This window comes from Demequina aurantiaca, from assembly GCF_050598105.1.
Classification (GTDB): Bacteria; Actinomycetota; Actinomycetes; order Actinomycetales; family Demequinaceae; genus Demequina; species Demequina aurantiaca_A.
In genome coordinates this window covers 68284-95076 of the sequence record NZ_CP192436.1, presented here as the reverse complement: position 1 = coordinate 95076, position 26793 = coordinate 68284, and the positions used below count along the sequence as shown (strand labels likewise).

Genomic DNA, 26793 nt, shown 5'->3' with positions numbered 1-26793 from the left:
GCGGCCAGACCTTCGCAGCGGCTGCCGGGCAATCCTGCTGCCTAGCGGCCCAGCTTCAGCTGGTCGACCAGCGCGAGCGCGGCCTCGTGCTTGTTGAACGTGTAGATGTGGACGCCCGGGGCGCCCGACTCCAGCAGCTCATTCGCGAGGTCCGCGGCTGCGGTGACGCCCACGCGCAGAGCGGAGGCGGGATCTCCCGCCGTGTCCAGCGCGTTGATCAGTGATGCCGGCGCCGCGACGCCGGTGAGCTGCTCGAGGCGATTCGCGCGCGTGGCCGTCAGCAGTGGGATGATCCCCGGCAGAATTGGCAGGCCGATACCCTCGGCCTTCGCGTCCCGGTCCAGCGCGCGCCACTGCTGCGCGTCGTAGAACACCTGAGTAACGGCGAAGTCCGCGCCGGCGTCCTGCTTGGCCTTCAGCACATCCAGGCCCTGCTGGCGCCACTGCTCGGCCGCGTGCGCTGCGGGGAACGCCGTCACGCCGACGGATACGTTGTCGACTCCGTTTGCCTGCGCGACCTCGCGGATGAGTTCCACCAGCTGGGACGCATACAAGAGTCCGTCGGGGTGGGGCTGCCAGTTGGGCTGGCCCTCTGGCGGGTCGCCGCGCAGCGCGAGGAAGTCGAGTACGCCCTCGCCCATGAACTCCTCGATCACCGCGGTGACCTCGGCGCGCGACTGGTCGACGCAGGTCAGGTGGGCGAGCGGCGGGATGGTGTGCTCGACCGCCAACCGCTCCACCACTCCCCTGCTGGTGTGCCGGGTCGCCCCCGAGGCGCCGTACGTGATGGAGGCGAAGTTGGGGTCGGTCTGGGCCAGCCGCGCGATGGTCTCCCACAGCGCTGCGGCGGAAGCCTCGGAGCGCGGGGGGAACAGCTCGTAGCTGAGCGTGGGCGCTGGGGCGTTGAGGAGGTCGCGAATCGTCATAGCGTGGCAAGACTACTGGGGGTCCGCGCCGCGATGCCAACCCAAGGACTGATGTCCACAGACCGCTGTCCAGCTACGCCGGCCTCCGATCCCGCCGGCCGGCGCGAAAAACGCGCGCGAATCGCGCGACACTAGAGCGATGATCACCGAGACGAACGACCTGATCCGCTGCTTCGGAGCCGGCGACGCTGACTACGAGGCCTACCACGACCACGAGTGGGGCCACGAGATCCGCGGCGACGGGCCGATGCTGGAGAGGATGGTCCTCGAGGGCTTCCAGTCAGGGTTGTCGTGGGTGACCATTCTGCGCAAGCGCGACAACTTTCGCGCCGCGTTCGCGGACTTCGACCCCCCGGCACTCGCCGCCTTTGGCGAGGACGACGTCGAGCGCCTAATGCAGGACGCCGGCATCGTGCGCAACCGACGCAAGATCGAGGCCGCGATCACCAACGCGCAGGCGACCGTGGCCCTGCGAGAGCGAGGCGGGTCGCTGAGCGACCTGGTTTGGTCGCACGCACCGGCTCCGCGCTCGCACCCGCCGGCGTCGTGGGAGGACGTCCCGGCGTCCACCGACGAGTCGAAGGCGCTCACCAAGGCGCTCAAGGCCGAGGGCTTCGTGTTCGTGGGACCCACCACGATGTACGCGCTGATGCAGGCGGTGGGGATGGTCGACGATCACATCGCCGGGTGCATCGTGCTGAAGAACTAGTGGTGTTGCAGAACTAGCAGTAGGCGCGTCGGTGGCGCGCCTTGGCGTCCTCGAGGAACGCATTCACGATGCGCTCGTCCGCGGGAATCCAGGCGACGTCGTGCCAGCCTCCCGGCTCGAGCCAGCGCAACTCGTCATGATCCTCGAGCGGCCTAGGTTCCGGTGCCGACCCGTCGGCGGCGGTCTTGAGGGTGGCCCACCACACTCGCATGACCAGGCGCGCTCCCCGCGCGTCGTCCGCGGGCCGGATCATCCACACCGGTTGGTCGCAGTGCGCGGCCAGCCCCGCCCCGTCGTCCGGGCCGAGCACCTCGTCGCCGAGCTCAACCTCGACCCCCAGCTCCTCGCGCAGCTCGCGCCGCAGGGCGTCCTCGGGGGATTCCCCCGGCTCGACCTTGCCGCCGGGGAACTCCCACAGGCCCGCGTACTCGGGCGGTGAGGTGCGCCGCGCGGCAAACAGGAGTCGCGGAACGCCCAAGTCGTCGGTGATGGCGGCCGCGACTACCAGCTTCGCGGCGGGGACTGACTGCACCGGCACTGACTAAGAGGTCAGCGCGGAGTACGCCTCGGAACCCATGAGTTCCGTGGGCTCCGCAGACAGCTCTACCTTGAAGATCCAGCCGGCGCCGTAGGCGTCCGCGTTGATGGACTCCGGGGCGGACTCGAGCGCGTCGTTGATCTCCGTCACCTTGCCGGTCACGGGAGAGAACAGTTCGCTCACGGCCTTGGTGGATTCCAGTTCGCCGCACACCTGGCCGGCGGTGACGGTGTCGCCGACCGCGGGCGGCTCGGCGTAGACGATGTCTCCGAGCGCATCGGCCGCGTGGGCCGTAATGCCGACGGTGACGACCGCGCCAACCGCGGGGTCTCCGGAGACCCATTCGTGCTCGGCGGAATACTGCAGTTCATCGGGGATGTTCGCCATGACTGGTGGACCTTTCGGGTGTCGCGTTGACCTGCGGGTTAATGGTGCGTTGCAAACTGAGACTGATCTCGCGGCGGCGTGAGTCGCTAGCTCTCGCGCTTATAAAACGGTAGCGCGGTCACAGTCATTTCCTCGCGTCGACCGCGCACGTCGATGCCAACAACCGTCCCGGGCTCCGCCATGGAGACCGGCACGTAGGCCATCGCGATGGGCTGACCCAGAGTCGGCGACGGCACCCCGGACGTCACGACGCCCACTTGGTTGCCCTCGGCATCGGTCACCGGATAGCCGGTGCGCGCGGACCGCCGCCCGGCGCCCACCAAACCCACCAGCTGCCTAGCCACTCCGGCCTCCTTGGCCGCGGCGAGCGCCTCACGACCGACAAAGTCCCCGCGCGGGTTGGCCTCAGTCCCGAAGGCGATGATGCGGCCCAGCCCGGCCTCGAAGGGCGTGGTGCTCTCGTTCAATTCCTGACCGTACAGAGGCATACCTGCCTCGAGGCGGAGGCTGTCGCGAGACGACAGCCCCGCGGGAATCATGCCGAGCGCCGTCCCGCGGTCCAGGGCGAGCTGCCAAACGGCGCTGGCCTGGTCCGCGGCCACGAACAGCTCGAAGCCGTCCTCGCCCGTGTACCCGGTGCGCGCGGCGAAGGCGTGGATCCCGCCCTCAATCAGCACGTTCGAACCGGAGTAGTACTTCATCGCCTCGATGTCGTCCGCGCCCAATTCGCACATGGCACCCGTGATCTGCGCAGAGAGCGGCCCCTGCACCGCGATCAGCGCGATCTCGTGGGATACGTCCTCGACGGTCGCGTCGTAGGAGCCCAACCGCGCGCGCAGCTCGGTCACGACGCGGTCCTTGTTTGAAGCGTTCGCGACAATGAAGAAGTGATCCCAGTCGCGCCGGTAGATCACCAGGTCGTCGATCACGCCGCCCGCCTCGTTGCACAGCATCGTGTACTTGGCGCCCCAGAGCTTGACCGCACTGACGCGACCAGCGAGCGCGTAGTCCAGGAAGTCCGCGGCGTCGGGGCCCCGCACCGCGAGCTCGCCCATGTGGGACAGGTCGAACAGCCCAGCGGCGGTGCGAACGGCCGTGTGCTCCGCGATATCGCCGGAGTACCTGACCGGCATCTGCCATCCGGCGAAGTCGACCAGGGTGGCCTCGAGCGCCACGTGTTCGTCATGAAGAGGAGAGCGCAAGGTAGTCACACAACCAACCTACGGGACGCGGGCACGCGTAGCGACACGTACGCCCCGCTACGGACACAAACGTCCGCCAACTCCGGCGTCAACCGGCCGATGCTCGGGCTAGTGGGGCGCGTCGCGCTCGCCCACGCGGTCAAGGAGTTCGAGGTCGGCAGCGGAGACGAGCCGCGCGAGTACGGCGTACTCCACCAGGCGAGCCTTGCGCAGCGAGGCAAGGTTTCCCGCGCCGCCGCGCAGCCCCTCGACGCCTCCGCGGTCGAGCTTCTCGCACACCGCATCGAGCTTGCGATTGAACGTGGTGACGGGCCAACCCAGCCGCTCTGCCGCGACCGCGGAGGTCGGGACCGAGGTGAGGCCGTGGCCGGAGTTCAGCAGCATCGGCTCCGCGAGCGCGACCACCAGCAACTTCTGACTCTCCGTCAGCGCGAGGGGCACCCGAGTGGCATCCCCCGCCACCGCGTCGGACGGGTCGGCGGGGCTGAGCAGCGACCCCCGGCAGGCGATGACGACCTCGTAGGTGGTGGGGCCGGCCGTGAACATCAGGCGCAGGCGCGGGAACACCAGCGGCAGCCGCGCGCCGGGGCCGAGCAGCGCCTGGAACTCGCCCTGATCCGTGGCGACGGAGACCGGGATGCTCTGCCCGATGTTGGCCACCCACCACACGCCCGACTCCGCGGACACCTGCAGGAGTTGGCGGTGCAGGTAAGGGTTGTCATCGACCACGAGATCCGCGGCGCGACCCATGGTCACGGTGTCGCCGGCGTCCATCTGGTGCACCACGTCCCCGAACTCGATCGACAGTTCCGATGCGGTCACAGCAGGCCCCCTAGCAAGACGATGATCCCGATCACGGCAGCCGTGCCGAGCACCAGCACGCCGATGCCTACGGCGACGGCTTTGGTTACCGCGGCTCGATGCGCGGCCTCGCGCCGGCGCTGCGCGTCGATGGGCATCAGCATTGCCGTTGCGCTCGGCGCGGCACGCGGCGCGTCTAGCTGCTCCTCGAAAGCCTGCGGCGCCAGCGGCAGCGGGGTGGGCATCTCCCGCGGGCGGTAGGCCTCGGTGCGAGCCCCGAACCCGCCCTCGCGGGCATGCATCGCGGCCGGCGACTCGCCTGGCGGAAACGCGACGGGGATGCGGTTGCCCGCGTCGAAGGGCGGGTGCGCGGCGCGGGTGGCGTCCGGGTCCGTGGTCAACGAGGTGAAGTCGCGCGGCACGGCGGTGACCACGTCGCGCTCGGAGACGTCGTTGTTGTGGTGCACCCCAGGGGCAGTCTCCCTGCGTCGCGACGCCATTTGGGTCACGTCCGGGTCGGGATCGACCGCTGCCTGTCGCCGAGTCGCCAGTACGGTCGCGTCATCGTGCACGTCGTCGTCCGCGTCATCCGGAGCTTCCGCCGGGGTCCGCCGCCGAGTCGCCAACTGAGTGGCGTCGTCCGGCTCCGGAGACGAGTCGGGCTCAGCACCCGCGTTGCGCGAGGACAGCCTGGTGGTCTCGTCGGGCTCTGCCTCCGCGGCAAAGTCCTCGGGGCTCCCCGTCGTCACGACTCGCCCCTGCGCCGCTTGGTCACCGTGGTGTCGTGCTCGTGAGGCTCGTCCTCCGGCCAGCGCCGCCACGGGTTCGCCTCCGCCTGAACGGGAGTGGTGGCATTCATCGCGTCGGCCACCACCGCGGTGACGTTGTCCGCGGCACCCGCGTAGATTGCGGCGTCGACAAGCCTGCGCGCGGCATCCCCCGGGCCACCAGCCAGGGCGGCGATGCTCGCAATCTGCGCGTCGTTCAGCGCCTTCATGAGCCCGTCGCTCGCGACGATGAGGCGCGTGCCCGGACGTGCGGGGACCAGCCAGGCGTCGCACCCGGGGATCTCGTCCCCGATAGCCCGGGTGATGATGTTGCGTTCCGGGTGGACCAACGCCTGTTCGGGGGTGATCCTGCCCGCGTCCACGAGCTCCTGCACGCGCGAGTGGTCCACGGTGACCTGCCTCAGCACCCCGCCGTCCAGCGCGTACACGCGCGAGTCGCCAACGTTGACGACGAACCACCACGGGTGACCGTCGTGAGTCACCGCGACCGCGCCGGTCAGCGTCGCGCCCGACTCGCCGCCCACGCGCGCCGATACCTCCGCAACGCCGAATCGAGCCCGATGCACCGCATCGGTCACGTCCTCAGGAACCACTGATGACGATCCGCGCAGCGCGCCGAATGCCTCGACGACCGCGGCGCTGGCGGCGGCACCCGCCAGATGCCCACCCATGCCGTCCGACACGACGTAGACCGGCGCCTCGGCGATGAAGGCGTCCTCATTCGCCTTGCGCTGCCCCGTCGCGGTCGCACCCGCGCCGACGCACCAAGCGGACTCCGTCACGGCGCTCACGCTCGTCCGCTGCCCTGGTTGACGATCCTGGCCTCGAGGTCCCCCAGCAGCAGCACGCCGTCGACGGGTGCCTCCGTGCCCGGCGAGACCTCGACCTCGACGCCATCGGCGCCGCGCACGAACGTGCCGTTGGTCGAGCCCACGTCGGTCACCAGCCACGCGCCGTCCACCAGCCGAAGCTTGGCGTGCTGCTTGGACATCGTTCGCGTCGTGTCATCGACGCCCACGTGGGAGGCACGCGCGGTGCCAGCAGCCGAGCGGCCGATGGTGATCTGGTCCTCGGGCAACGGGTAGCTGTCGCCACCGTCGACCTCGAGTACCCACACGTCACGCCTGCGCTTGGTGATCACCGTGTGGTCGTCGGCGTCGTCCTGAACCGGCTCGGTGGTGACTTCCGCCGGCTCGTCTGACGCCGAGCTCGCTCCCATCGGCGGCGTGGAGTCGGCGACGCGGGTGACCGCGGCGGCCCGGGTTGGCTCCGCCCACGACCTCGCGTCGGCAGCAGTCGCGGCTGGCGGGATGACCGGAGGAATCACGGGTACCTGCGGAAGCGTCCCAGTGATGTACGGCGACACCGGCGCCGGATTCGGGTTGACCGACGGCAGCGGAATGGTCGGCGGGTGGCCGGTTCCAGGCTCGTCCGCCGCGTCCCTGGAAGCCCGCGGAACCGCGTAGGGCGACACCGGCATCGGCGGGACCTTCGCTGCGGGCTCGGCGTTCGGCAAAGGGGTCGGGGTCGCTGACGACGGGGGTGTCGACGTGGGAGCGGGGGCGGGTGCCACGACGGGTGCCGTGGCGGGAGCCAGTTCCTCCGCGTCGGCGATGGCCCGTGCCTCGCGCCGGGTAGGGACCTGGCTCGCGGGCTCCGCAGCAGCTTCCGCTGTCGGTGCAGGTGCAGGTTCAGGTGACGGCTTCAGTTCAGGTGCAAGTGTCGGCGTCCGCGCGGGTTCAGGCACCCGTTCAGGCGTCGGTTCAGGCGCGGGCGTCGGTTCAGGTTCAGGTTCAGGTGTCGACGTTGGTGTCGGCGCATTCCTCAGGGGCGCCGCGGGCCATGAACCCGCCGCCCCAAAGGGCCGGTCGTCGAAGACGTTTGTGGCACCGGGCTGTGCCTCGGAGCCGGCCATGAACGGCGACGGCGGCCGTCCGTCCCCGAAGATGCTTGTTGTCGCGACAACCGACTCCACTGCGGCAACATTCTCGGCGGGCGCATCGGCGGAGGCGCTGTGCCCTGCGCCGGCGGACGCCGCGCGGCCGATGGCGTCGGACGGGATGGGCGTCCCGATCTTCGCCCAGCCCACAATCGCGGCCCACAGGTTCGGGCTGAGCGCGGCCAGTACGACCCACCCGCTGGCAATGTTGAGCCTCATGCCGATGGTGCCCGCGCCAATGATCCAGAACACCCACCCGACCAGGGCCCCCAGCACGAACAAGCCTGCACCGGCCAGGGTGAGCCAACCGGTGAGGGCGGTGACGTCGTCGCCCTGCACTCCGCGCAGCGCGAGCCCCACCAGGAGGACCGCGATGCCGACCGCGGAGACGGTGCGCGCCACCAGCACGGCGATGCGAGACGTGCGTCCGGCCTCGGCGGCCGCGACCCAGCGCACCACCGGGATCCACGCCTGCCTACTGGCCATCCCCATCTTGGACAGCACTGATCCCAGCGCTAGCCCCATCCACACGATCGACACGAGGGTGACGAACAGGACGTAGGTAAAGGGGAACCAACTCATGACTTCTTCTTTCGCTTGTGCGACCGCCGCGATGAGCCGGCCGTTGACCGACCGTTGCTCGCAGTGACCACCGTATGCTCTGCGCGCACTCCCACGCCGGAGCGCCACCGCTGCGGCCGACTACTGTCTGCGGAATTCGCCTGGGATGCCGGGTCTGTTTTCAGGGTGCTCCAGATTGACCGCATCGACAACCTCATCCGGATGCGCCCCCACCACGACCTACGGCGCAGGAGTTCGGCCCTGTCCTCGGCCACGAGGACCCAGTGCCGGTCCGCGGCGGCCCGATCCATCGGGGCGTCGCCGAACGTTGCGAGATCGGCGAGATTCGCGAGCGCGACGCCGTGGGTCGTGGCGTACGCGCGAGCCACCTCGGTGCGGGTCGCCAGGCGCAACGGCGGCAACCCCGCGTCCACGGCATCGTCGACGTACTCGTCCCATCCGCTGTGAACGGCGTCGCGCGGCTCCCCGCGACGGCGGCGACTGCGTCGCGCGGCCTTCCACAACAGAATCGCCAGGACGGGGCCGAGCAGGATTAGCGACGCAAGCACCGCGATCCCAGCGATCCGCAATGCGGGCTCCAACCAGAGCCATCCCGTCTCCGACTCCTGCGGCTCCGGTGCATCGTCGTCCGTCTGCCCGCGCTGGGTCAGTGGCGGCACGATCGCCTCGGCCCGCTCGGGGTCCAACGCGGAGGCGAACTCGGGATCCTTCTGATTCGCTACCTCCGGGGCAATCGGGCTCTGGTGCTGTGGAGTGACGTCTATGGGCACCCATACCCCCTCGTCGGACTGCACTTCGGTCCACACGCTCATGTTCTCGCCGCGGCACTCGCCGGCGGCACACGCCGGCGCCGTCCAGCCCAGGTCATCGGTCTCAATCAGGCGCGCGCCAATCACCACCCGGGAGGGGAAGCCCATCTCTGACGCGAGCATCGCGACCGCCGCGGAGAACTGCTCGTCGTCACCCACACCGGCGACGAGTTGCTCGTCGCCGACGGCGCCGACCTCGCCCTCGCGCTCGTTGAGTTGCTGAAAGAGTCGGTCAATCCGATCAAAGGAGTGGCCCGAGGAGGACGGAGCGAAGCTGTAGTCTCCGAGCGCGCTCTGCCACGAACTGGTCTCGCCGTCCGGCTGCTCGTCGAGCGCATGAGAGAGATATCCGCGTGCACGCAGCCGGTTGACGAGTTCGGTCAACCCGGCCGCATCCGCGCTCACGTCCTGTTGCGCGACCCACTGGCGCAGCGACTCGGGAATCAGCTCGGGGTCGATTGTCGACACTCCGGGCGGCGAGCCGAGGTCGGCGAGCGCGGGCATCGCGGCCGGCAGCACGCCCTCGACTCGGTACGCATCCCCCGACAGGAGTCCGCCGTCCGCGACCATCACGCCCGCATCCGCGGAAGCCAGGTAATAGAAGCCGTCGGTGAGGGTCGCCTGACGCGGGCCCTCGAAGTCGACCGACCCGAGCTCCCCGACGAGCGGCACCCAGATGCCCGATTGCACGCCGATGGCGACGTTAGTCACCACATCCTGGGTCTCTCCCTCAACCTCGACGTGGCTAGGCACGCGCTGGAAACGCGCGACGGCCGCTCCCTGGGGATCCGCGGCGCTGAACTCCTCGCCGTCAAAATAGGGCAACGTGGCGAGGCGCACGCGCTCAGGAGTGCCCGCCTCGACGCTCACCGTAAACAGCACCGCCTCGAAGGCATCGTCGCCAAAGTACTCGCGGTACGAGCTGAGCGGGCCCACCTTGGTCTCCACCACCAGCCGGGGGTCAAGGGCGGAACGAATGACCTCGCGCGGGGTGCTCTGGGCGATGGGCGCGGCGACAATCACGGACATCGCGACGGCCACGGCGACCATCGCGAGTGCGGCGGTCCCCCCCGCTAGGCGGCTGGCGTGGGACGACGTGGCCAGCCGCACTCCACCGGCTCCGAACGCGGCCGCGATCGCGACGCGCCGGGCGTGCCAGGCCCGCCAGCCGAACCAGGACAGGATCACTCCGAACGCGAAGATTCCGACGAGAAACTCGCGGGAGGCGTAGGTCCCGAAGGGCGCCCAGGGCAGCGGCAACGCGCGCACCGACGGGCCTATCGCGATCGCGATGATGACCAGGGTGCTCGCCGTCACGGCGGCCATCGGCCACCACCGCTTGGCGCGTATCGCCACCCAGGCGGACGTGGCGGTGCCGGCTAGCAACAACGCGAAGACCGGCACGATGGTGGTGCCGTAGTCCCCGAGCGGCAACGGCAGGGTGACGATGTCCTTCCACCCGAGTACGGGTCCGCGCAGCAGGTCGAGGCCGGCGTCCGCCAGGGCGTTTCCACTGCCGCGGGCCCCGGGGATCACCGAAGTGATGCCCGCCACCACGTAGATGAGTACGGCGAGTATCACGACCCGGGACGCGCCCCACTTGAGTCGCTCGCACACGACGGCGGCGGCGGCGCCTGCCACGATCGCCGTTCCCGCGACCAACGCATATCGCGCGGAGCCATAGACGGGGAGCAAGGCCCAGGCCGCGACGCCCGATGCCGCCATCATGAAGGCCGCATTGGTGAGCACGAACCAGACCGAACTGCGCGCGGCGGGGCGGGCCATCCGCGGTCCCAGGGTGCTGGGCCCGGCGGCCCCCGGCAGGTGCTTCTTGTTGCTCATCTCGATGCGCCTCGCGCGAGAAGCTGGCGCAGGTCGTCCAGAACCCCCAGGCTCAGCAGCCGCATGCGGCCCACCGAGTGGACGGAGGGCTCCGACTCCGGGTCGCAGATGACCGCGGCGACGGCCACCTCGGCGGGAAACGCGAGCGCCGCGGACTGGAGCTGCGTCAGGGTCGCGGTCGAGCCGGTCACGAGGAACGCGAGGGACGTGTCCGACGTCGAATCCGCGAGCATGCGCGTGACCGTTGGGAGTCCGATGACCGCGCCGCTGGCCTCCACGCCCGACAAGTCGTCGAGGAGCGCGCGGGGCGTCGTCACGCGCAGTTGGCGCAGGGACCGCACCGATGCGCGGGCGAACTCGGGCACCTCGCCGCTTACCAGCACTTGCACGTCGCGCCCGTCGCGCAAGGCGCGGACCCCGAGCGAGCCCACCGCGCTGACGGCCATCTCGAATTCGGTCTCCGTCGCGTATGACTCCACGTTGAGGTCGAGCACAGCGGAGATGGTGGACCGTCGAGTCTCCTCGAACTGTCGGACCATCAACGTGCCCGTCTTGGCCGTCGACTTCCAGTGGATCTGCCGCTGCGCGTCGCCGCGCGCGTACTCCCGGACCGCGTGAAAGGAGATGTCCTCGTTGGTGATGGTCTTGGTGGCGCGCCCCTCGAGGTCGCGGATGAAGCCCATCGAGGTGCTCGGGATGGCAATCGTCACTGGGTGGATGAACAGCGTGCTGACGTCGGCCCAGTGAAACTCACGGGTGAGCAGTCGCAACGGATCAGAGCGCGCGGTGGTCGCCGGCCCCACATCAATCACGCCGCGGCGCGCGGCCGGGATGACGATCTTCTCGCGGTGCTCGTGGCCGCGCCGCAGCAGCGGGACGTGGAAGTCGATGAGCCCCTCTCCCACGGGGATGTCGATGCGGCCGGGAAGCGCCAGCCGCGAGTGTGGGTTGCGCACGACGATTTCCCCCGCCGCGTCCTGACCCGCCACCACCGCGTCGTGACCGAGCCCAAAGTCGACCTCGTACGACTCCTTTCCCACCAGGAACGGCACGGCGATCACCAGCAGGATCAGCGCGATCAGCCCCGAGATCAGTAGTTCCGACCAGCCCCACACCAGGCCCACAGTGAGCCCGGCCAGCGCCCAGGCGGCGGCGAGCCACCCCGCTGGGGTGACGACCGCCGCGAGCACACCCCCGGTCCGACGCGTCGACGACCGGATACGTCGACCCAGGCGCAGCGTCGCCAGCCCGAGCGACACCCACCTGCCGCCCGATGCACCGCTGACCTGGGTGCGCGTCGTGTTCCCCATGCGGGTGTAGCCCGTGCGGGAGTAAGACGTGCGCGTGGCGCTCGTCCTGGAGGTTTTTGAGGAGTGGTCGCGGCTCAACCGAGATCCCTCTGCGACGGCGGGGGCGTGTCCAGCAGAATCTGGCCGATGATCGCCGTCGCCGTGACGCCGTCAAACTCGGCCTCGGGGTCGAGGATCAGGCGGTGCGCAAGGATCGGCTCCGCGAGCATCTTGACGTCGTCGGGCGTGACGTAGGTGCGGCCGTGCGCCAGGGCCCAGGTGCGCGCCGCCTTCGCAAGCGCCATCGCGCCACGCACGCTGACGCCGAGCCGCACCTGGGTTGCGTTGCGCGTCGCGTCGACGATGCGGGCGATGTAGTCGAGCACGAGTGGGTTTTGGTAGACCTCGCGAGCGAGCCCGGCCATCGCGACGATGGTCTGCAACTCCACCAGGGGCGGCACCACTACCTTCTGGTTGCGCGTCGACTCCAGGATTCTCAGCGTCGCCCCGTGGTCGGGGTAGCCCAACGAGGTCCTCATCATGAAGCGGTCGAGCTGCGCCTCCGGCAGCGAGTACGTGCCTGCCTGCTCCACGGGATTCTGGGTGGCGATCACCATGAAAGGCATTCCGACCTTGCGCGACACCCCGTCCACGGTGACCTGCGCCTCCTCCATGACCTCGAGCAGCGCGGACTGCGTCTTGGGGCTCGCCCGGTTGATCTCGTCGGCCAGCACCACATTCGCGAAGATCGGGCCCTGGTGGAATTCGAAGGTGCCGCGCTTCTGGTCGAACACGGTGATCCCCGTGACGTCGCCAGGCAGCAGGTCAGGCGTGAACTGAATGCGGGTGCCGACTCCCTTGACCGTCTGCGCCATCGCGCGGGCCAGGGACGTCTTGCCCGTTCCGGGAACGTCCTCAAGGAGCAGGTGCCCCTCCGAGATCATCGCGCAGAAGGCCAACTCGACCACTTGGCGCTTACCCAATACTGCGAGCTCCACGTTCTCCACGAGCGCGTTGAACGTGGAGGTAAACCAGCTGGCCTGGGCTTCGGTGACGGTCATTACTAAGTCCTCGGTTCGTGGGTGTGGGGCTGTGGTCAGTGCAGTGATGACGCCTGCCGGGCCGACTACGGCGACGGGCTGGGCTCAGGAGTGGGCGTGGGTTCGGGCTCCGGCGGCGCGACCAGGTCGGTACACGCCAGCGACATCGTCACATCCGCGACCGCGGCGAGTTGGTTCTTGAAAGACACCGTGAGCCTCGCCGCGCGCATGTCCCACTTCACGGCCGTGGGGACGCCGTTCTGGTCAAGCCAGGTGGGCGCGCTCACGTCGTAGTCGTTCGCGTTCGCGGCAACCACGACGTTGGTGGTTTCAGCGTTCACCTTGCAGGAGTCGTACGTGATGCTGGTCCGATACTCCGGGTACCCGGTGTCCGCGGTGACCACCGCTCCCTGCGTCGAGCAGGGGTTGTCGGTGGTGACAAAACGAATGCAGTTGTAGGCCTTGACCTGGGGCGCGGCTCCGATCGGCAGGGCGAAGCTGTCCACGGGAGCACCGGTTCCCACGGAGAAGTACTTGGTGAAGAACGGCGCGGTTGAGACACGGGGGGCGGCGGTCACCACCGTCTCGCAGTAGAGCTTGCCGCCGCTCAGGCTCGGGCTGCAGTCGTCGCTGATGCGGTATCCGCGCGTCACAACCGGAGCACCCGGATCCTTAAAGGTGTAGACGTCGGTGACCTTGGTGTCCGCGGAACCGTAGACGACCGTGTCGTAGCGGCTCTCGGCGCAAACGCTGAAGTTCTTCTTGTCGTTCGGGGTGACGCTCACGGTCACGATGCCCTTACCCCCGCTCGCCTGTACCGTCTCCGTGCACTGGCCCTCGGGACCCACGCCTACCCAGGTGACGGATCCGTCCCCAGCGGACGGCGTCCTCACGGTGAAGGTGACTTGCGAGCCGTCGCCGTTTGACGCCCAGTCGCTGTCCGTAATTTGGGGAGCGGCAACGCCGTTGGCAGTCAAGGTGATGGCCGCTCCCTGCACCTGACCACCCGCCACCGGCGGCAGGTCCAGTCCCGTGACCGGAACGATGGTGACCTGCTGGGCCTGGTTGCTGCCGACGTCGAGGTTGGGAATGGTCACCCGGCTCTGGCCGCTGACGTTCACCACCCGGGTCTCGCCGTTGGGGCTCGACACGTTCAGCTCCCTGGTGGAGGCGTCGCGCACGTTCAGGGTGATGTCCACCTGCTTACCCGCGTTGAGCGGCGTGGCCTTGGTGGGGATCCAGGCGGCGTCGGTGGGCGCCGCGGGCGGCGCGTACGACCAGGCCTGCGCGCTCACGGCGGACTTGGACTCCCCGACCGCGTTCACGGTCTTGGCCGTGTAGGTCTGCTTGTCGCCATTGGTGAGCCCCGCGATCTGCGGGCATACCCCCTTCGCGTCGCACGTCGCGACCTTGGACGTGCCGCGGTAGACCGAGTAGCCCTGGACCCTTGGGTACGACGAGGACGCGCTGCCCGCGCTCACCGCGAGGGTCGCGGTGCCGTCGCCGAAGGAAACCTGCCTCAGCTCCGCGGGCGCCGCCGGGTAGCCCTGCAAGTCGATCGAGATGGTCCCCTGTCGGTCGGAGCCGCTCACCCGGCCCTGCGCGTCGCGCACGGAGAACACCGCGTCGCACACCGCACCGGGGGTCTCTCCGGTCCAGGTCGCTGTGATCGCGGTCGCGCCTGAGGCGGCGAACGTGACCGAGGAGCACTCGCTTGCGCCCTTGACGTCCACGATCTCGAGCGGCGTTCCCGGCAGCGGGTTCACCTCACCGCTCGCACCGATGACGGATACGGTGCAGGACGAGCCGTTGGCCTGCGAGCACTGCTTCACCACGGTGGCGCCCTTGGGCAACTGGGACGGCGCGGGCCCCACCTTGAGAGCAAGAGACACCGCAGGCGTGTCCGCGTCCGACTGCAGCGCGACGGTAACGGTGTCCACCTTGCCGGGGACGGCCTTGTCCTTCGCCGTGACAGTCACGGTTTCGCCTGTAGTCGTCACTTCGAACTGTTCCCCGGAATAGCTGGTCGAGAACGTGACTGGGCGCGTCGCCGAACCCGTGGGCCAGGTCACCATCTTGCCCAGGTCGAACTCGGCGGAGTCTCCGGGCGAGACCTCGAGAGCGGCCCCGGTCAGAATGGGCTGGGGCTCCTCGGCGATGATCACGATGGGGACAGGAATCACTGTCCAGGAGTCCTGGTCCGAGAGCTTCACGGATACCACGCACGTGTCGGAGTACGGGTCTCCCATTCCCGCCGCGTAACGCAGCGTCGTCCCCGTCACCAGGACGCAGCTGGCTTCACCTCGGGCACCACTAGCGGAGATAGAGTCCGGGTCCACTTCCAACATCGCGCCGTCTGGCAGGGCCACGAGTTCCGCGATGTCGAAGTCGACAGACTCCCCCTCATTAACCTCGGGAGGAGTGAACACTTCGCGCAATGAGAGCCGGAGGCCGTCCGGTCCGGGCACGGACAGGAATCCGTAGCTGGTGACGTCCTCGCCGCTGAAGTTCGCGCCGTCCACCTGGAAGGGGATCAGCCGCGACTCGTCCGGGAGCGGCCCCGAGACCCGGTTTCCGGACACTGTGACGTCCGCGGGCGCGCCCCACAGCGACAAGGTGAGCTGGCCTGCGTCGCCACTACCCCAGGCGACCTTGCCGGTCAGGACGTCGACGCCATCGGCGAAGGTCTCGCGGTTCTCCTGGGTCAGGACGGAGTCGGCGACGATGGGCACGTCTGCAATGGGCTCCCGTACGGCCTTGAGGATGATGCGCCCGATGGCGGTGCTGCCGCCGTCGTTGCGCACGGTGTAAACGTACGAATACGTGCCGGGCTCCTCTCCCACCTGCATGGTCACGGCGCCGTCGGTGGGCGCTCCCACGAGGTGGCTTGAGAGCTCCGCGTACTCGGCAGTGCCGAGGTTGGCGTCGGGCGACACGTCGATCAACTCGAGTTCCCCGCCGGCCAGGTCGATGTCGTTCGCGGTGGGGGTGACGACCACGCGACGATCCACGCCCACCTGCACCTGGACGTAGTCGGTGTAGGTCACGGGGCTGGGATCGAGGTCGTCCGCGAGCACCCCGATGTACGCGGTCGCCGTGGCATCCAATCCGCGCTCGTCCGTGACGGAGAACTCGAACGAATCCTGGCCGCTGTAGCCACTCCCGCTCGCGTAGACCATCTTGGTGCCGTCCGCTGACACGGTCGCGTTGCCGTGCACCGGCTGAGTGACGATCCCGGACAGGGTGACGGTGTCGCCGTCTGGGTCGATGCCGGTCCCGTCAAACGCCAGCCGCACGGTCTCTCCGCTCGCGACTCGACCCTGCACGTCGCGCGGCGTTGGCGGCGCGTTCGTGTCGTTCGCGAGAACGGTCACCACGACCGATGCGTCGTCCCGCTGGGCCGGGTATCCAAGTACGTAGGTGGAGTACGAGATGACGTACGTGCCAGCCTGTTGCGGCGCCAGGTACCGGATACGCGGGCCCGCGGGAAAGGAAAGTCCCGAGCCGGCATCGGCCGTAACCGAGCCGGGGTCCAGGGCGATCACATTGCCCGCTGGCCCCACGTCGTTCGCGAGGACGGAGATGTCGGCCTGCGCGCCAACCCGCACCGTGATCGAGTCGTCCACCGCGAGCGGGGCCGACGGCACGTCGGAGTCAAGGAGCACCACGGTCACCTCGCCGCGCACCGTCGCCGCGGGGCGCCCAGTGCCGTCGGACGCGGTGTAGGAAACCACGCCCAGAAGCCCGGGCTGGGCATCGGCCGTCGCTCCGGAGAGCCGCAACGCACTGTGCCCCACCACGTCTGCGGCGAGCGTCGCACCGTCCTCCGGGGCCGTCGTCACGTCGCTCAGCAGCAGCACGTGGCCGCCCGGATTGGAGATGGCGGAGAGGACGTCGACCGTGACGTCCTCCTTGGCGCGCACGAAGGCCGTCAGCGGAACCGTGGAGAGCCGCTCGTCCGCGGGGTCGATCACGGTGACTCGCGCCTTGCCGCGCGCCTCGGCCACGCCGTCCGTCACGGTGTAGTCCACGACGAAGGAACCCGACTCTTCGGACTCGAACGTGAAGCCGATGAGCCCCTGGGCGACGTCGACCTGAGCCGGCGAATCCGGGCCCAGCGACGCCTCCGTCACTTGCAGGGGGCCGCGCGCTCCTGTGACGTGGTCGGCAACCTCGAGGGTCACGCGGACATCCTCGGTGACCGTCGCGGCGAGGTCCTTGGCCACCAGCGCCGGCTCGCCGAGCACGGTGACCGTCATGGTCTTGGACGCGGTCGCCCCGCGACTGTCCGACACCACTACCTCGATGGGGACGCCGCCGACCTCGGTCGAGCTCGCATTGGAGTGCTGGAAAACCACGTTTCCCTCGGGAGACGCCGCCACCACTCCGGGCGCCGAGGACGTCGTCGCCGACTGGACGTAGATGGGATCACCCTCGGGATCCACCCAGCCCGCCAGCGCATCGGCGGACACCGTGCCCCCCGGACTGACCTCAGGCGCCGGCCACTCGGCTAGGCAGTCCTCGGTGCCGCACCACATCGGCGCCGTGTTCTGGCTGAGGTCCTTGACCGATAGCGTGACCGTCGCGGGCTCCGACTGGAGCCCGTCCGACGCGGTGCCGTCCGTCACCACGTACGTGAAGATCGCGCTCCCCGTTGCTTCGGGGAGGACGTCGACCACCAGCGACTGATCGTCGTCGGAGACGCTCACGATGCCGAAAGCCGGGTCGAGGGGAAGCAGCTCGCCGGGCACCACCGTCAAGATGTCCTCATTCGCATCGTGGTCGTTGAGCAGCGCGGGCAGGATGATCTGTCGTCCCGCGCGCACCCCAAAGGCGTCGTCCTCCGCGATAGGAGCGCGCGGATCGCTCACCTGATCCGCGGTCTCCTGGTCCGTCGCGGCTACTACGTCTTGCTCGTCCGGGACCCACTGCTGCGATGACCTCACGAGCGTTCCCGCCGGAACGTTCCAGACCCATCCGGTCCGGGTCTCGTTAAGGATGAGCCGCGAGCCGTTCGAGCGAAGCTGGGGCGAGCGCTCCTCACCGAGCGGACCCCCGCCGGTCGATTCGTCGCCGTAGTCGAGTGCGGCCTGCTTGCCGGTCGAGTCCCACACCGTGCCGGGTCCGGGGCCGGCGGGAAGCCACGCCCCCACCATCACGCCGTCGTCCTCGGCGGGGGCTGCCGGCTCGCCCAGCGAGACGTCGGTGGACCCGAAGATGCGGACGGCGGCAGAGCCGTCGAGGGGCACGGCGACGATGCCGAACTCGTCGGCGATGTAGGCCGCGTCGGCGTCGGCGCCCGGGCGCTGCAACAGCGCACCGATCTCGACGCCGGTGACCACGGGAGCTTCGCCGCCACGTCTCCACAGCTGGCCGCTGTCCGTGTCGAGCAGCACCCAGTCGTCGCCCACCATGCTCATCTGGACTTGATCCCCGGCGGGCGGTCCCGGCACCACGTCGAACCCGTCGAAGGCCGCGCCGTCGACACTGCCGCGTATGACGTTGCCGTCCGTCGCCGAGAACGCGGCGACGTCTCCGTCCACTCCAACGGCCATCGCATCGGCGCGGTACTGGGGGCGGTCCACGCCCTCCTCCACCTGCACGTCGGCGTACGGATCCAGCACGGACGGCGATACTGCCGTGCCGTCGGAGACGCGACCCACGAGCACGTCCCCGGAGTCCGTCAGGTAGCCGACGGTGTCGCTGGCAAAGGTGACGGAGTCGGTTCCCGCGGGAGTCGCGACGGTGGCCTCGCCGGACGCCTCGTCGATGTCCGCCGGGCGGGCCGTCTGCACCTGAGTAACAGAGGACAAATTCTGGGAGAACACCAGCAGCGAGTCGCCAAACTGAGCGAGGTCGCTCGGCTCGGCCACGCCCTTGACGGTGTCTACCTCGCCCAGCTGCGTGTTGACCCGCCCAAAGCGCTGCCCGGACGCGCTCTGCAGAGCCCACACCGCGGCATCGTCCGCGTGGACCTCCTGCTCGTCCACCCCGGGCGCGACCACCACACCAACCGCCACCGCGACTATCGCGACCGCGCCCACGACGCGCCGCACGTTGCGCCGGCGCGCGGCGGTGACCCTTCCGACATCCACGTTTGACATGTGCTAGCCCAACACCGAGAGAACCGCGCCGGCCACCACGCCGAGCAGGACGACGCCGCCGACCAGGGCGCCGATGATGACGCCCTTACCCACGCGGTTGGCCTGGGCGTCGCGCAGCGTTCCCGTGCCCGCGCTGGACGAGGTCCCCGACCCGCGGCGCAGGCGCTGGGAGGCCACCGGGACCGTGCTGCGCGTGGGGCCGCGCGGCGAGTCGTCCGGCGCGGCGATGGCTGAGGCCTGCGCCCATTCGTCGGTGGGAATCTCCATGGGCGTGACGGGCAGGCCCAACGACTGCTCCACCCACTGCAGTGCCTGGCCGAACGCGGCGGCGGTGGGGTAGCGGTCGCCTGGAATGCGGCGCATTCCACCCTCCAGCACTCCCTCGAGTTCGCGCGGGGACTCCGGACGCCCGGTGGGCGTGTACTTGGCCTTAGCGATGCGCGTCTTGAGCGCGTTCTCGTCGGCGCGACCGGGGCCCGCGACGTCGAACGGACTGCGCTGAGCGAGCAGCGTGTACACCGTGGCCGCGAGCGCCCACACCTCGGTCGCGATGGTCCCGGTGCTGCGGTGTTCCACCAGCTCCGGCGCGCTCCAGGGAGGCGACATCGCGATGGTCTCGGTGTCGCCAGACGCGACGGCCGATGCGACGCCAAAGTCAGACAGCACGGGGTGGCCAAACGACGTGACGAGAATGTTTGACGGCTTGATGTCGCGATGTAGCAGCCCGGCGCGGTGCGCGGCCTCGACCGCGGAGGCGATCTTGACCCCGATGGACAGCACCTCGGCCACCGGAATCTTCTCGTTGCGGTAGCGATTAGTCAGCGACGTGGGGCAGTACTCCATGACGATGTACGGGCGTCCGTCGGAGGACACCGACGCCTCGTAGACCGTCAAGATGGACGGATGCGAGCTGAGCGACGCCATGATGTCGGCCTCCGCCGCGAGCGCGCGTGCCGACGCATCATCCTGAACCTTGCTGAGCAGGACCTTGACCGCGACGAGGCGGCGCGGCATGTTCTGCTGAAACAGGAAGACGTCCGCGAATCCGCCCGAACCCAGCGGCCGCACATACGTATACCCAGGTAATAGGGGTGGTGTCAGGGACTGCCGCCTGGCCATGCAACCCCCCAATGCTCGCCTTTGGACCACTTAGATGAGACGGGGCGCATTGTCTGGCCCCAACATACCCAGCGTCAGAATAACTTGACGCGCGGCCCGCACAAAGCGCTTCAACGCAAGTGTGACGAGTTCGACGCGCGGCGGCGAGGAAGCCGCGTATTGCCACCTACCGCTACGAGGGGTCCGAGTAGTCCTCGAGCGGCGGGCAGGCGCACACCAGGTTGCGGTCGCCATGGGCGTTGTCGATACGGCGTACCGGCGCCCAGTACTTGTCGCGTCGCAGACCGGCGACGGGGAACGCGGCCTGCTCGCGGGAGTACTGCTGGGCCCACGAGTCGCTCACCACCATGTCCGCGGTGTGAGGCGCGTGGCGCAGCGGCGAGTCCTCGGCGGCAATGGTGCCCGCCTCGACGTCCGCGATCTCCGCGCGGATGGTGATCATCGCGTCGATGAAACGGTCGATCTCGCCCTTGTCCTCGGACTCCGTGGGCTCGACCATCAAGGTGCCGACCACTGGAAAGGACATGGTGGGCGCGTGGATGCCAAAGTCGATCAGCCGCTTCGCGACGTCCTCGGCCGTGACGCCGGTCGCCTTAGTCAGCGGACGCAGGTCCAGGATGCACTCGTGCGCGACGAGCCCGCCGGGGCCGCGGTACAGGACCGGGAAATGCTCGTCGAGGCGCGCCGCGACGTAGTTGGCAGCCAGAACGGCGGCCTGGGTCGCATAGGTCAGGCCGTCGTGGCCCATCATCGCGATGTACGCCCAGGAGATGGGCAGGATTCCCGCGGAGCCGTAGGGAGCGCCGGACACCGCTGCGCCCCCGCGCTCGAGCTCGCCGGGGGTCAGGATGCTGGAGCGCACCTCGGGGAGGAACGGCACCAGGTGCTCGGCCACCGCGACGGGGCCTACGCCGGGGCCGCCGCCGCCGTGAGGGATGCAGAAGGTCTTGTGCAGGTTCAGGTGCGAGACGTCTCCGCCGAAGTGACCGGGCTTGGCCAGCCCCACGAGCGCGTTCAGATTGGCGCCGTCGATGTACACCTGGCCGCCGGCATCGTGCACCGCGGCGCACACCTCGCCCACGTGCTCTTCGTAAACGCCGTGAGTGGACGGGTAGGTCAGCATGATCGCGCTGATGCGGGCCTCGTGAGCGGCCAGCTTGGCGTGCAGGTCGACCAGGTCGATCTCGCCGTCCTCCGCCGTCGCGACCACCACGACGCGCAGGCCGGCCAGCACGGCCGATGCGGCGTTGGTGCCGTGCGCCGAGGCGGGGATCAGGCACACGTCGCGCTCGGACTCGCCCAGGGAGGCGTGGTACGCGTGGATGGCCAGGAGGCCGGCGTACTCGCCGCGGGACCCGGCGTTGGGCTGAACGGACACCGCGGCGTAGCCGGTGATTTCCGCGAGCCAGCCCTCGAGCTGCGCGATCATGTCGCGGTAGCCGCCGGTTTGCTCGGAGGGGGCGAACGGGTGAATGCTCGCGAAGCCGGGCCAGCTGATGGGAGCCATCTCCACGGCCGAGTTGAGCTTCATGGTGCACGAGCCCAGGGGAATCATGGTCCGGTCCAGCGCGAGGTCGCGGTCCGCCAGCTTGCGCATGTAGCGCATGAGCGACGTCTCGCTGCGGTGGGCGTGGAAGATCGGGTGCGTCAGGTAGTCGGAGGAGCGACGCATCTCGAGTGGAATCTTGACCGACGGGCCCGAGTACACGGTGCGCTCCGGCTGGCGGTCCAGCACCGCGGCGACGATGTCGGTGAGGATGTCCACGGTGGTGAGCTCGTCGCACGCGATGGAGACAGCGTTCGCGTCGACCTTGTGGATGTTGATGCCGCGCGCGGCGGCGCGCACCACGATCGAGTCGGCGCCGCGCGGCACCTCGACCACGATCGTGTCGTAGAACTCCGCGTGGCGGATGTTGATGCCCCGCGCTATCAACGCGTCGGCGAGGGTCGCGGCCATGGTGTGAACGCGCAGCGCGATCTCACGCAGGCCGTCCGGGCCGTGATAGACCGCGTACATCGACGCGACAATCGCGAGGAGCGCCTGGGCGGTACAGATGTTGGACGTGGCCTTGTCGCGGCGGATGTGCTGCTCGCGGGTCTGCAGCGCCAGGCGATACGCGGTGTGGCCGTCGGCGTCGACGGATACCCCCACCAGGCGTCCGGGGAGCTGACGCTCGAGTCCCTTGGTGACAGCCATGTACGCGGCGTGCGGGCCACCAAAGAACAGGGGGACGCCAAAGCGCTGAGTCGAGCCGACGGCGATGTCCGCGCCCAGCTCGCCGGGCGCCTTGATCACGCACAGCGACAGGATGTCGGCCGCCATCGTGACGAGCCCGCCGGCGGCGTGGGCCGCCTCGATGAGGTGACGGACGTCGCGCACCTGACCGGACGCGCCGGGCTGCTGGATGACCAGGCCGACCAGGTCATCGGGGGCTCGCCAGGCTTCGTCGAGGGTCTCGACGCGCATCGGCAGGCGGATAGCGTCGGCCTGGGCCTTGACCACCGCGATGGTCTGCGGGAAGCACTCGGCGTCCAGGACGATGACGCCGCCTTCCTTGCCCTTGACCGCACGGCGCATCAGCAGCATCGCCTCGGAGACGGCGGTGGCCTCGTCGAGTAAGGAGGCGCCCGCGACCGGCAGTCCGGCGAGGTCGGAGACCATGGTCTGGAAGTTGAGCATGGCCTCGAGGCGGCCCTGCGAGATCTCCGCCTGGTACGGCGTGTAAGCCGTGTACCAGGCCGGGTTCTCGAGGATGTTGCGCTTGATGACCATCGGGGTGATGGTGTCGGAGTACCCCTGACCGATCATCTGGACCTGCACCTGGTTGCGCTGGGCGAAGCCCTGCAGCGCCCCGAGCACCTCCTGCTCGGTCAGCGCATCGGGCAACACCAGCACGTCGTCGCCGCGAATCGAGTCGGGCACGGCGGCGTCCACCAGGCTCGCAAGAGAATGGTGACCCACGGCGTCGAGCATCTGCGCGATCGAGTCGGAGTCTGGGCCTACATGGCGGTCGGAGAACGAAGTCACCGACCCATTGTGTCGCATCTAGCCCGGTCACGATAGACGTCGGGTGATTAAGTAGACACGAACGCCCGGCTCCGTGGTTCGGAGCCGGGCGTCGCGGGCTGTGATTAGCTCACCGCCAGTTGTTGCTACTTGACCTCACACTGGTTGCCATTGAGCGAGAACGCGGCGGGATCGACGGGGTTACTGCCCGCGCCGATGAAGCCGAATGTCACCGAGCCACCCGACCGGATGGTCGAGTTCCACGACAGGTTCTTCACCTGCACGGACGCGTCCTTCTGGGACACCGCCCCCGCCCACAGGTTCGCAACTCGCTCGCCCTGGGTAAAGTCCCACGCCACGTCCCAGCCCTTGACGGACTTGTCGGTGTCGTTGGTCACCGTGACCTGCGAGATGAAGCCGTTCGGCCAGGTGCCGTGGATCGTGTAGTCGACGGTGCACATCGCGGGCGCTGGCGCGGCCCCGATCGTGACCGGGATGCGGACCACGGTGCCGGTCTGCTTGCCCGTCACCTCGATGACGGTGTCACCCTCGGACAGCTTGGGCACCGTGAACTCGACGTGAGCGGTGCCCTGCTCGTCGTAGCCGTCACTCTGCTGTTCGTTGGTGACCGCGAACGTGCCACGGTTCTTGCCGCCGATGCTGACCTTGACCTTCTTGTCCAGCGTGTCGCCGGGGCCGGTCATCATGAGCGAGCTGAGGTCGAACGACACCGTGTCGCCCTTGACCAGCGGCTCGTCGGACAGGCCCGTCACGCCTACCGCGTGCTGGGTCGGGTCGGTCTCGAGGGTGCCGTTGTCGTCGAGGTAGTCGACCATCGCCTGCAGGTCCACTCGCCCCGAGTCGGCGACGTTCGCGCCATCGGCAAAGGTCGAGAAGTTGTCGCCTCCCGCGGCGAGGAACGAGTTCGCCGTCACCGTGAAGGTGTCGTCGGACCCGATGAGGTCGCCGTCCAGGTACATGTTCTCGATCCGGTCGCCCGCCTGCGCCGCGGGGTCATAGGTATACGTGAAGCCGGTCGAGGTGCCCAGGCGCAGGAACGGTCGTGACGAACCCTCGGGCTGCCACTGCTCCTCCAACACGTCGCCGATCTGTTCACCCGTCAGCGTCATGGTCACCAGGGTGTTGGCGAACGGCTGTACGTCGGCCGCCTGCTTGAAGGTCACGTCGCTCGGGTACTTCTTGCGCGCGCCGGCCGCCTCGCCGAGCAGGTCTGCCCGCAGTCCGCCGGGGTTCATGAACGCGATCTGCGCGTCGTTGCCCTGCGTCGCCCACAACTGGACGTCCGCGACCACGTTGCCGAGTGTCGACTCCGCGCCACGCGCCGAGCCGGGGGTTCCGCCCGCGACCGATGCGCGGTACAGCGGTGCGTCAATCTGACCGATGACCACGGCGCCCAGGGGTGCGGCGGCGTCCTCGGCCGCCTGCACGATGCCGGCCACCTCCGCATCGGCGGGGTACGCGCCGAACAGCGGGATAATCGAGGTCTCGAGTCCCACCACGTCGCCGTTGGCATTCAGCGTGAACAGCAGCTGGTTGAGGTTGATGCCGTACTGGCCGGCGGACACGACGGGGCGCTCGGTGATGGTGCGGCCTGCGTCCTCCCAGCCGGGAACCGGAACGCGGTGGTCGTACGCCAGGTGGGTGTGGCCGGAGATGATCGCGTCCACGTCGTCGCTGACGTTGGTCACGATGTCCCCGAAGTCGCTGTTGGGGTCGACCGCATCGGCGTAATCCGTGCTGGTCGCGCCCTCGTGCACCAGCAGCACCACCAGGTCAGCGCCGTCTGCCTTGAGCTGCGCGGCCGAGCGGTTGGCCGCTACGTAGGGCTCCTCGATGGTGAGGCCCTCGATGCCGGCCGGGCTGACCAGCTCGTCGAGCTGGTCGGTGACCGCGCCCACGAAGCCGACCGTCACGCCGTCGAAGTTCTCGGTCCAGGTCTCCGGCAAAGCCGGGTCGCCCGCCGCGTCGCGGACGTTCGCGCCCAGGTACTGCCACTGCGCGCCGCCGAAGGGGTTGGTGTCTGCGTCGTAGGGCGCCATCACGCGGTTCACCAGGTCGTCGTAGCCCTGGTCGAACTCGTGGTTGCCCACCGCGGACACGTCCAGGTCCATCGCGTTGAGCGCGTCGATGGTGGGCTTGTCCTGCTGAACAAAGCTCTCGAACGTCGAGGCGCCAATCAGGTCGCCGGCCGCCGCGAACACGGAGTCAGGATGGTCTGCCTCGAGCGCGTCGACCGCGCCGGCGAGGACCGCCGCTCCCGCAGCGCCGGAGAACTCGTCCGGCAGTATTCTTCCGTGGAAGTCGTTGATGCCCAGGATCTGCACTGTGGTGTCGTCCTCTGCCGCTTGCGCCGGGGTGATGGCGACAGCCGCGAGGCCGAAGATGGCCGTCGCTGTGGCGACGCCTCTCACGGCCGTGGGTAGCACTGATGTCATGGTTTGTCCCTTTCGTGTGGGTTTGGTCACTTGTGACGCTAACCCGGCCCGCGCATCGGCGCATCTCGAAACGCGCGCCGTTGCCGGTTGGAAACCAACGTTTCACCCGTGCGTCACACCGCGCGCACTCCCGTCGCTGCTGGCATCAGCGCCATCGGCCTACCTGCGAGACATCGCCGTCAGGAGCATCGCGAGGTCACGGTGTTGGCGCCTGGGAACATAGCAAGCTTCGCCAGACAGGAGTATGCGACCCGACAAAACTCCCCGGCGGCCGATCTGGATGTCCTCGACTGGACCTCCCGGTCGCCCAGACACCTCGGCTCCCCCGCCCACGAAAGGCAAAGGCACAGAAACCCATCTCGCTTCGGTGACGCCCACCAGCGACAATCGTCCATGCCGTGCGAGGACTCGATAGGTGCCAGGGAACGCCAGGATCTCGAGCAACACGTGCCCGGCGGTGAGAACGTGGGCCGCCGCCGCTGATGTGGCGCGAGTGGCAGCGAAGGCCGCCACTACTCCTGGCGCGGGCCAGTCTGACCTTCCGCCGGCCGCTCGCTTCGCGAGCCGCGACGGAATCTCAATATTGACGTTCTCGTCGGAATCGGTGCTTCGATTCACAGCGGCCACTTAGTCACGAGCGCTCCGATTCACAGAACGCGGCGATCTGGGCCATCCCCTCGGCGCGCGTCGTTCGCACTGGCCATGCGTCGTGATCAATCGGATCTCCGTCGATGATCCAGCTGCCCGGGCCGTCGATGTCCTCGACGTCCACACCAGCCCCAAAGTCGGTTGTCAGCACGTAGACTCCTTCAAAGTCTGCGATTTCGGTTGGATACCCTGCCTCGAATGGATCGATCACGGGCAATTGATCCGTTAGTAATCCCTCGGACAGCAGTTCCGAAGTGATCAAGAAATCAAAGACCTGGTTCTCCGTCACTGGAGACTCCGGGTCGCCCTGCCGAACAACCCAAGATTCGGTCGAAACATCGCCGGCTAGGGCAACGACGTATACGACGGTCTCGCCGGCACAGACTGGAAAGGAAATCTCCAGGTCACCGGCTTCATCCCAAGTCGCCATGAGCGGCATTGGGTCAGGGAGGTACGTGCATCCCGCCGTGCTGAGAACGGCACAGATCGCCAACAGCGCCGCGCCTGAACGTGAAACCGCTCGCATCCGTTGCACCCGCCCGCCCTCTTGGGATCTATTCGACGTCCTTATGTTCGAGAGTAGACGCACGTCCGCGCAACGCGCAGT

The 26793-nt window shown here is 68.7% G+C and carries 17 protein-coding genes; 1 reads left to right on the top strand and 16 read right to left on the bottom strand.

The features are described 5' to 3' along the window. Nucleotides 1-41: 41 nt before the first annotated feature. A complete protein-coding gene (locus tag ACQU6B_RS00420) occupies nt 42-926 on the bottom strand; it encodes a methylenetetrahydrofolate reductase (RefSeq protein ID WP_430868080.1) in 885 nt (294 codons plus the stop codon). 139 nt (nt 927-1065) lie between these two features. Here ACQU6B_RS00420 and ACQU6B_RS00415 point away from each other — a divergent pair, with 139 nt between their 5' ends. Further along, nucleotides 1066-1635, top strand: a complete 570-nt coding sequence (locus ACQU6B_RS00415; RefSeq protein WP_430868079.1) for a DNA-3-methyladenine glycosylase I — start codon at nt 1066-1068, stop codon at nt 1633-1635. Between the two features lie 13 nt (nt 1636-1648). Here the strand turns inward: ACQU6B_RS00415 and ACQU6B_RS00410 are convergent, their stop codons facing one another. From ACQU6B_RS00410 to ACQU6B_RS00340, 15 genes are all read right to left on the bottom strand, one after another. Then, entirely contained in the window at nt 1649-2167 is a 519-nt protein-coding gene (locus ACQU6B_RS00410) for a (deoxy)nucleoside triphosphate pyrophosphohydrolase (protein ID WP_430868078.1), read from the bottom strand. Between the two features lie 9 nt (nt 2168-2176). After that, nucleotides 2177-2560: a glycine cleavage system protein GcvH gene (gene gcvH / locus ACQU6B_RS00405; RefSeq protein WP_430868077.1), complete on the bottom strand. Its 384-nt coding sequence runs from the start codon at nt 2558-2560 to the stop codon at nt 2177-2179. An 86-nt stretch (nt 2561-2646) separates the two neighbouring features. Next, a complete protein-coding gene (gene gcvT, locus ACQU6B_RS00400) occupies nt 2647-3771 on the bottom strand; it encodes a glycine cleavage system aminomethyltransferase GcvT (RefSeq protein WP_430868076.1) in 1125 nt (374 codons plus the stop codon). Nucleotides 3772-3870: 99 nt separating this feature from the next. Next, on the bottom strand, nt 3871-4536 hold the full coding sequence (locus tag ACQU6B_RS00395; protein ID WP_430869253.1) for a hypothetical protein: 666 nt from the start codon (nt 4534-4536) through the stop codon (nt 3871-3873). A gap of 44 nt (nt 4537-4580) precedes the next feature. After that, entirely contained in the window at nt 4581-5312 is a 732-nt protein-coding gene (locus tag ACQU6B_RS00390; RefSeq protein WP_430868075.1) for a hypothetical protein, read from the bottom strand. Then, a complete protein-coding gene (locus tag ACQU6B_RS00385) occupies nt 5309-6133 on the bottom strand; it encodes a PP2C family protein-serine/threonine phosphatase (RefSeq protein ID WP_430868074.1) in 825 nt (274 codons plus the stop codon). The genes ACQU6B_RS00390 and ACQU6B_RS00385 overlap by 4 nt, the downstream gene beginning before the upstream one ends. A gap of 5 nt (nt 6134-6138) precedes the next feature. Then, nucleotides 6139-7872 (bottom strand): FHA domain-containing protein, encoded by a 1734-nt coding sequence (locus ACQU6B_RS00380; RefSeq protein ID WP_430868073.1) that lies wholly within the window; start codon nt 7870-7872, stop codon nt 6139-6141. Then, a complete protein-coding gene (locus ACQU6B_RS00375) occupies nt 7869-10523 on the bottom strand; it encodes a transglutaminase domain-containing protein (RefSeq protein ID WP_430868072.1) in 2655 nt (884 codons plus the stop codon). Before ACQU6B_RS00375 ends, ACQU6B_RS00380 begins: the two co-directional genes overlap by 4 nt. Beyond that, nucleotides 10520-11833 carry a DUF58 domain-containing protein gene (locus tag ACQU6B_RS00370; RefSeq protein WP_430868071.1) on the bottom strand — a complete coding sequence of 438 codons (1314 nt, stop codon included), beginning with the start codon at nt 11831-11833 and terminating at the stop codon, nt 10520-10522. The genes ACQU6B_RS00375 and ACQU6B_RS00370 overlap by 4 nt, the downstream gene beginning before the upstream one ends. A gap of 74 nt (nt 11834-11907) precedes the next feature. Continuing rightward, nucleotides 11908-12873 (bottom strand): AAA family ATPase, encoded by a 966-nt coding sequence (locus ACQU6B_RS00365; RefSeq protein ID WP_430868070.1) that lies wholly within the window; start codon nt 12871-12873, stop codon nt 11908-11910. A 65-nt stretch (nt 12874-12938) separates the two neighbouring features. Continuing rightward, on the bottom strand, nt 12939-18956 hold the full coding sequence (locus tag ACQU6B_RS00360) for an Ig-like domain-containing protein (protein ID WP_430868069.1): 6018 nt from the start codon (nt 18954-18956) through the stop codon (nt 12939-12941). Nucleotides 18957-18959: 3 nt separating this feature from the next. Continuing rightward, the gene (locus ACQU6B_RS00355; RefSeq protein ID WP_430868068.1) at nt 18960-20075 is read right to left on the bottom strand and encodes a serine/threonine-protein kinase; all 1116 of its coding nucleotides are present in this window, start codon (nt 20073-20075) and stop codon (nt 18960-18962) included. A 172-nt stretch (nt 20076-20247) separates the two neighbouring features. Further along, nucleotides 20248-23121 carry an aminomethyl-transferring glycine dehydrogenase gene (gene gcvP / locus ACQU6B_RS00350; RefSeq protein WP_430868067.1) on the bottom strand — a complete coding sequence of 958 codons (2874 nt, stop codon included), beginning with the start codon at nt 23119-23121 and terminating at the stop codon, nt 20248-20250. A 107-nt stretch (nt 23122-23228) separates the two neighbouring features. Then, the gene (locus ACQU6B_RS00345) at nt 23229-25538 is read right to left on the bottom strand and encodes a 5'-nucleotidase C-terminal domain-containing protein (RefSeq protein WP_430868066.1); all 2310 of its coding nucleotides are present in this window, start codon (nt 25536-25538) and stop codon (nt 23229-23231) included. A gap of 631 nt (nt 25539-26169) precedes the next feature. Beyond that, nucleotides 26170-26616, bottom strand: a complete 447-nt coding sequence (locus ACQU6B_RS00340; RefSeq protein ID WP_430868065.1) for a hypothetical protein — start codon at nt 26614-26616, stop codon at nt 26170-26172. Nucleotides 26617-26793: the final 177 nt, after the last annotated feature.

Coding starts and splice junctions, on each gene's coding strand:
- ACQU6B_RS00420 (WP_430868080.1), bottom strand. CDS start 926: ATGACGATTCGCGACCTCCTCAACGCCCCAGCGCCCACGCTCAGCTAC.
- ACQU6B_RS00415 (WP_430868079.1), top strand. CDS start 1,066: ATGATCACCGAGACGAACGACCTGATCCGCTGCTTCGGAGCCGGCGAC.
- gcvH (WP_430868077.1), bottom strand. CDS start 2,560: ATGGCGAACATCCCCGATGAACTGCAGTATTCCGCCGAGCACGAATGG.
- ACQU6B_RS00395 (WP_430869253.1), bottom strand. CDS start 4,536: ATGGACGCCGGCGACACCGTGACCATGGGTCGCGCCGCGGATCTCGTG.
- ACQU6B_RS00380 (WP_430868073.1), bottom strand. CDS start 7,872: ATGAGTTGGTTCCCCTTTACCTACGTCCTGTTCGTCACCCTCGTGTCG.
- ACQU6B_RS00375 (WP_430868072.1), bottom strand. CDS start 10,523: ATGAGCAACAAGAAGCACCTGCCGGGGGCCGCCGGGCCCAGCACCCTG.
- ACQU6B_RS00370 (WP_430868071.1), bottom strand. CDS start 11,833: ATGGGGAACACGACGCGCACCCAGGTCAGCGGTGCATCGGGCGGCAGG.
- ACQU6B_RS00365 (WP_430868070.1), bottom strand. CDS start 12,873: ATGACCGTCACCGAAGCCCAGGCCAGCTGGTTTACCTCCACGTTCAAC.
- ACQU6B_RS00360 (WP_430868069.1), bottom strand. CDS start 18,956: ATGTCAAACGTGGATGTCGGAAGGGTCACCGCCGCGCGCCGGCGCAAC.
- ACQU6B_RS00355 (WP_430868068.1), bottom strand. CDS start 20,075: ATGGCCAGGCGGCAGTCCCTGACACCACCCCTATTACCTGGGTATACG.
- gcvP (WP_430868067.1), bottom strand. CDS start 23,121: ATGCGACACAATGGGTCGGTGACTTCGTTCTCCGACCGCCATGTAGGC.
- ACQU6B_RS00345 (WP_430868066.1), bottom strand. CDS start 25,538: ATGACATCAGTGCTACCCACGGCCGTGAGAGGCGTCGCCACAGCGACG.
- ACQU6B_RS00340 (WP_430868065.1), bottom strand. CDS start 26,616: ATGGCGACTTGGGATGAAGCCGGTGACCTGGAGATTTCCTTTCCAGTC.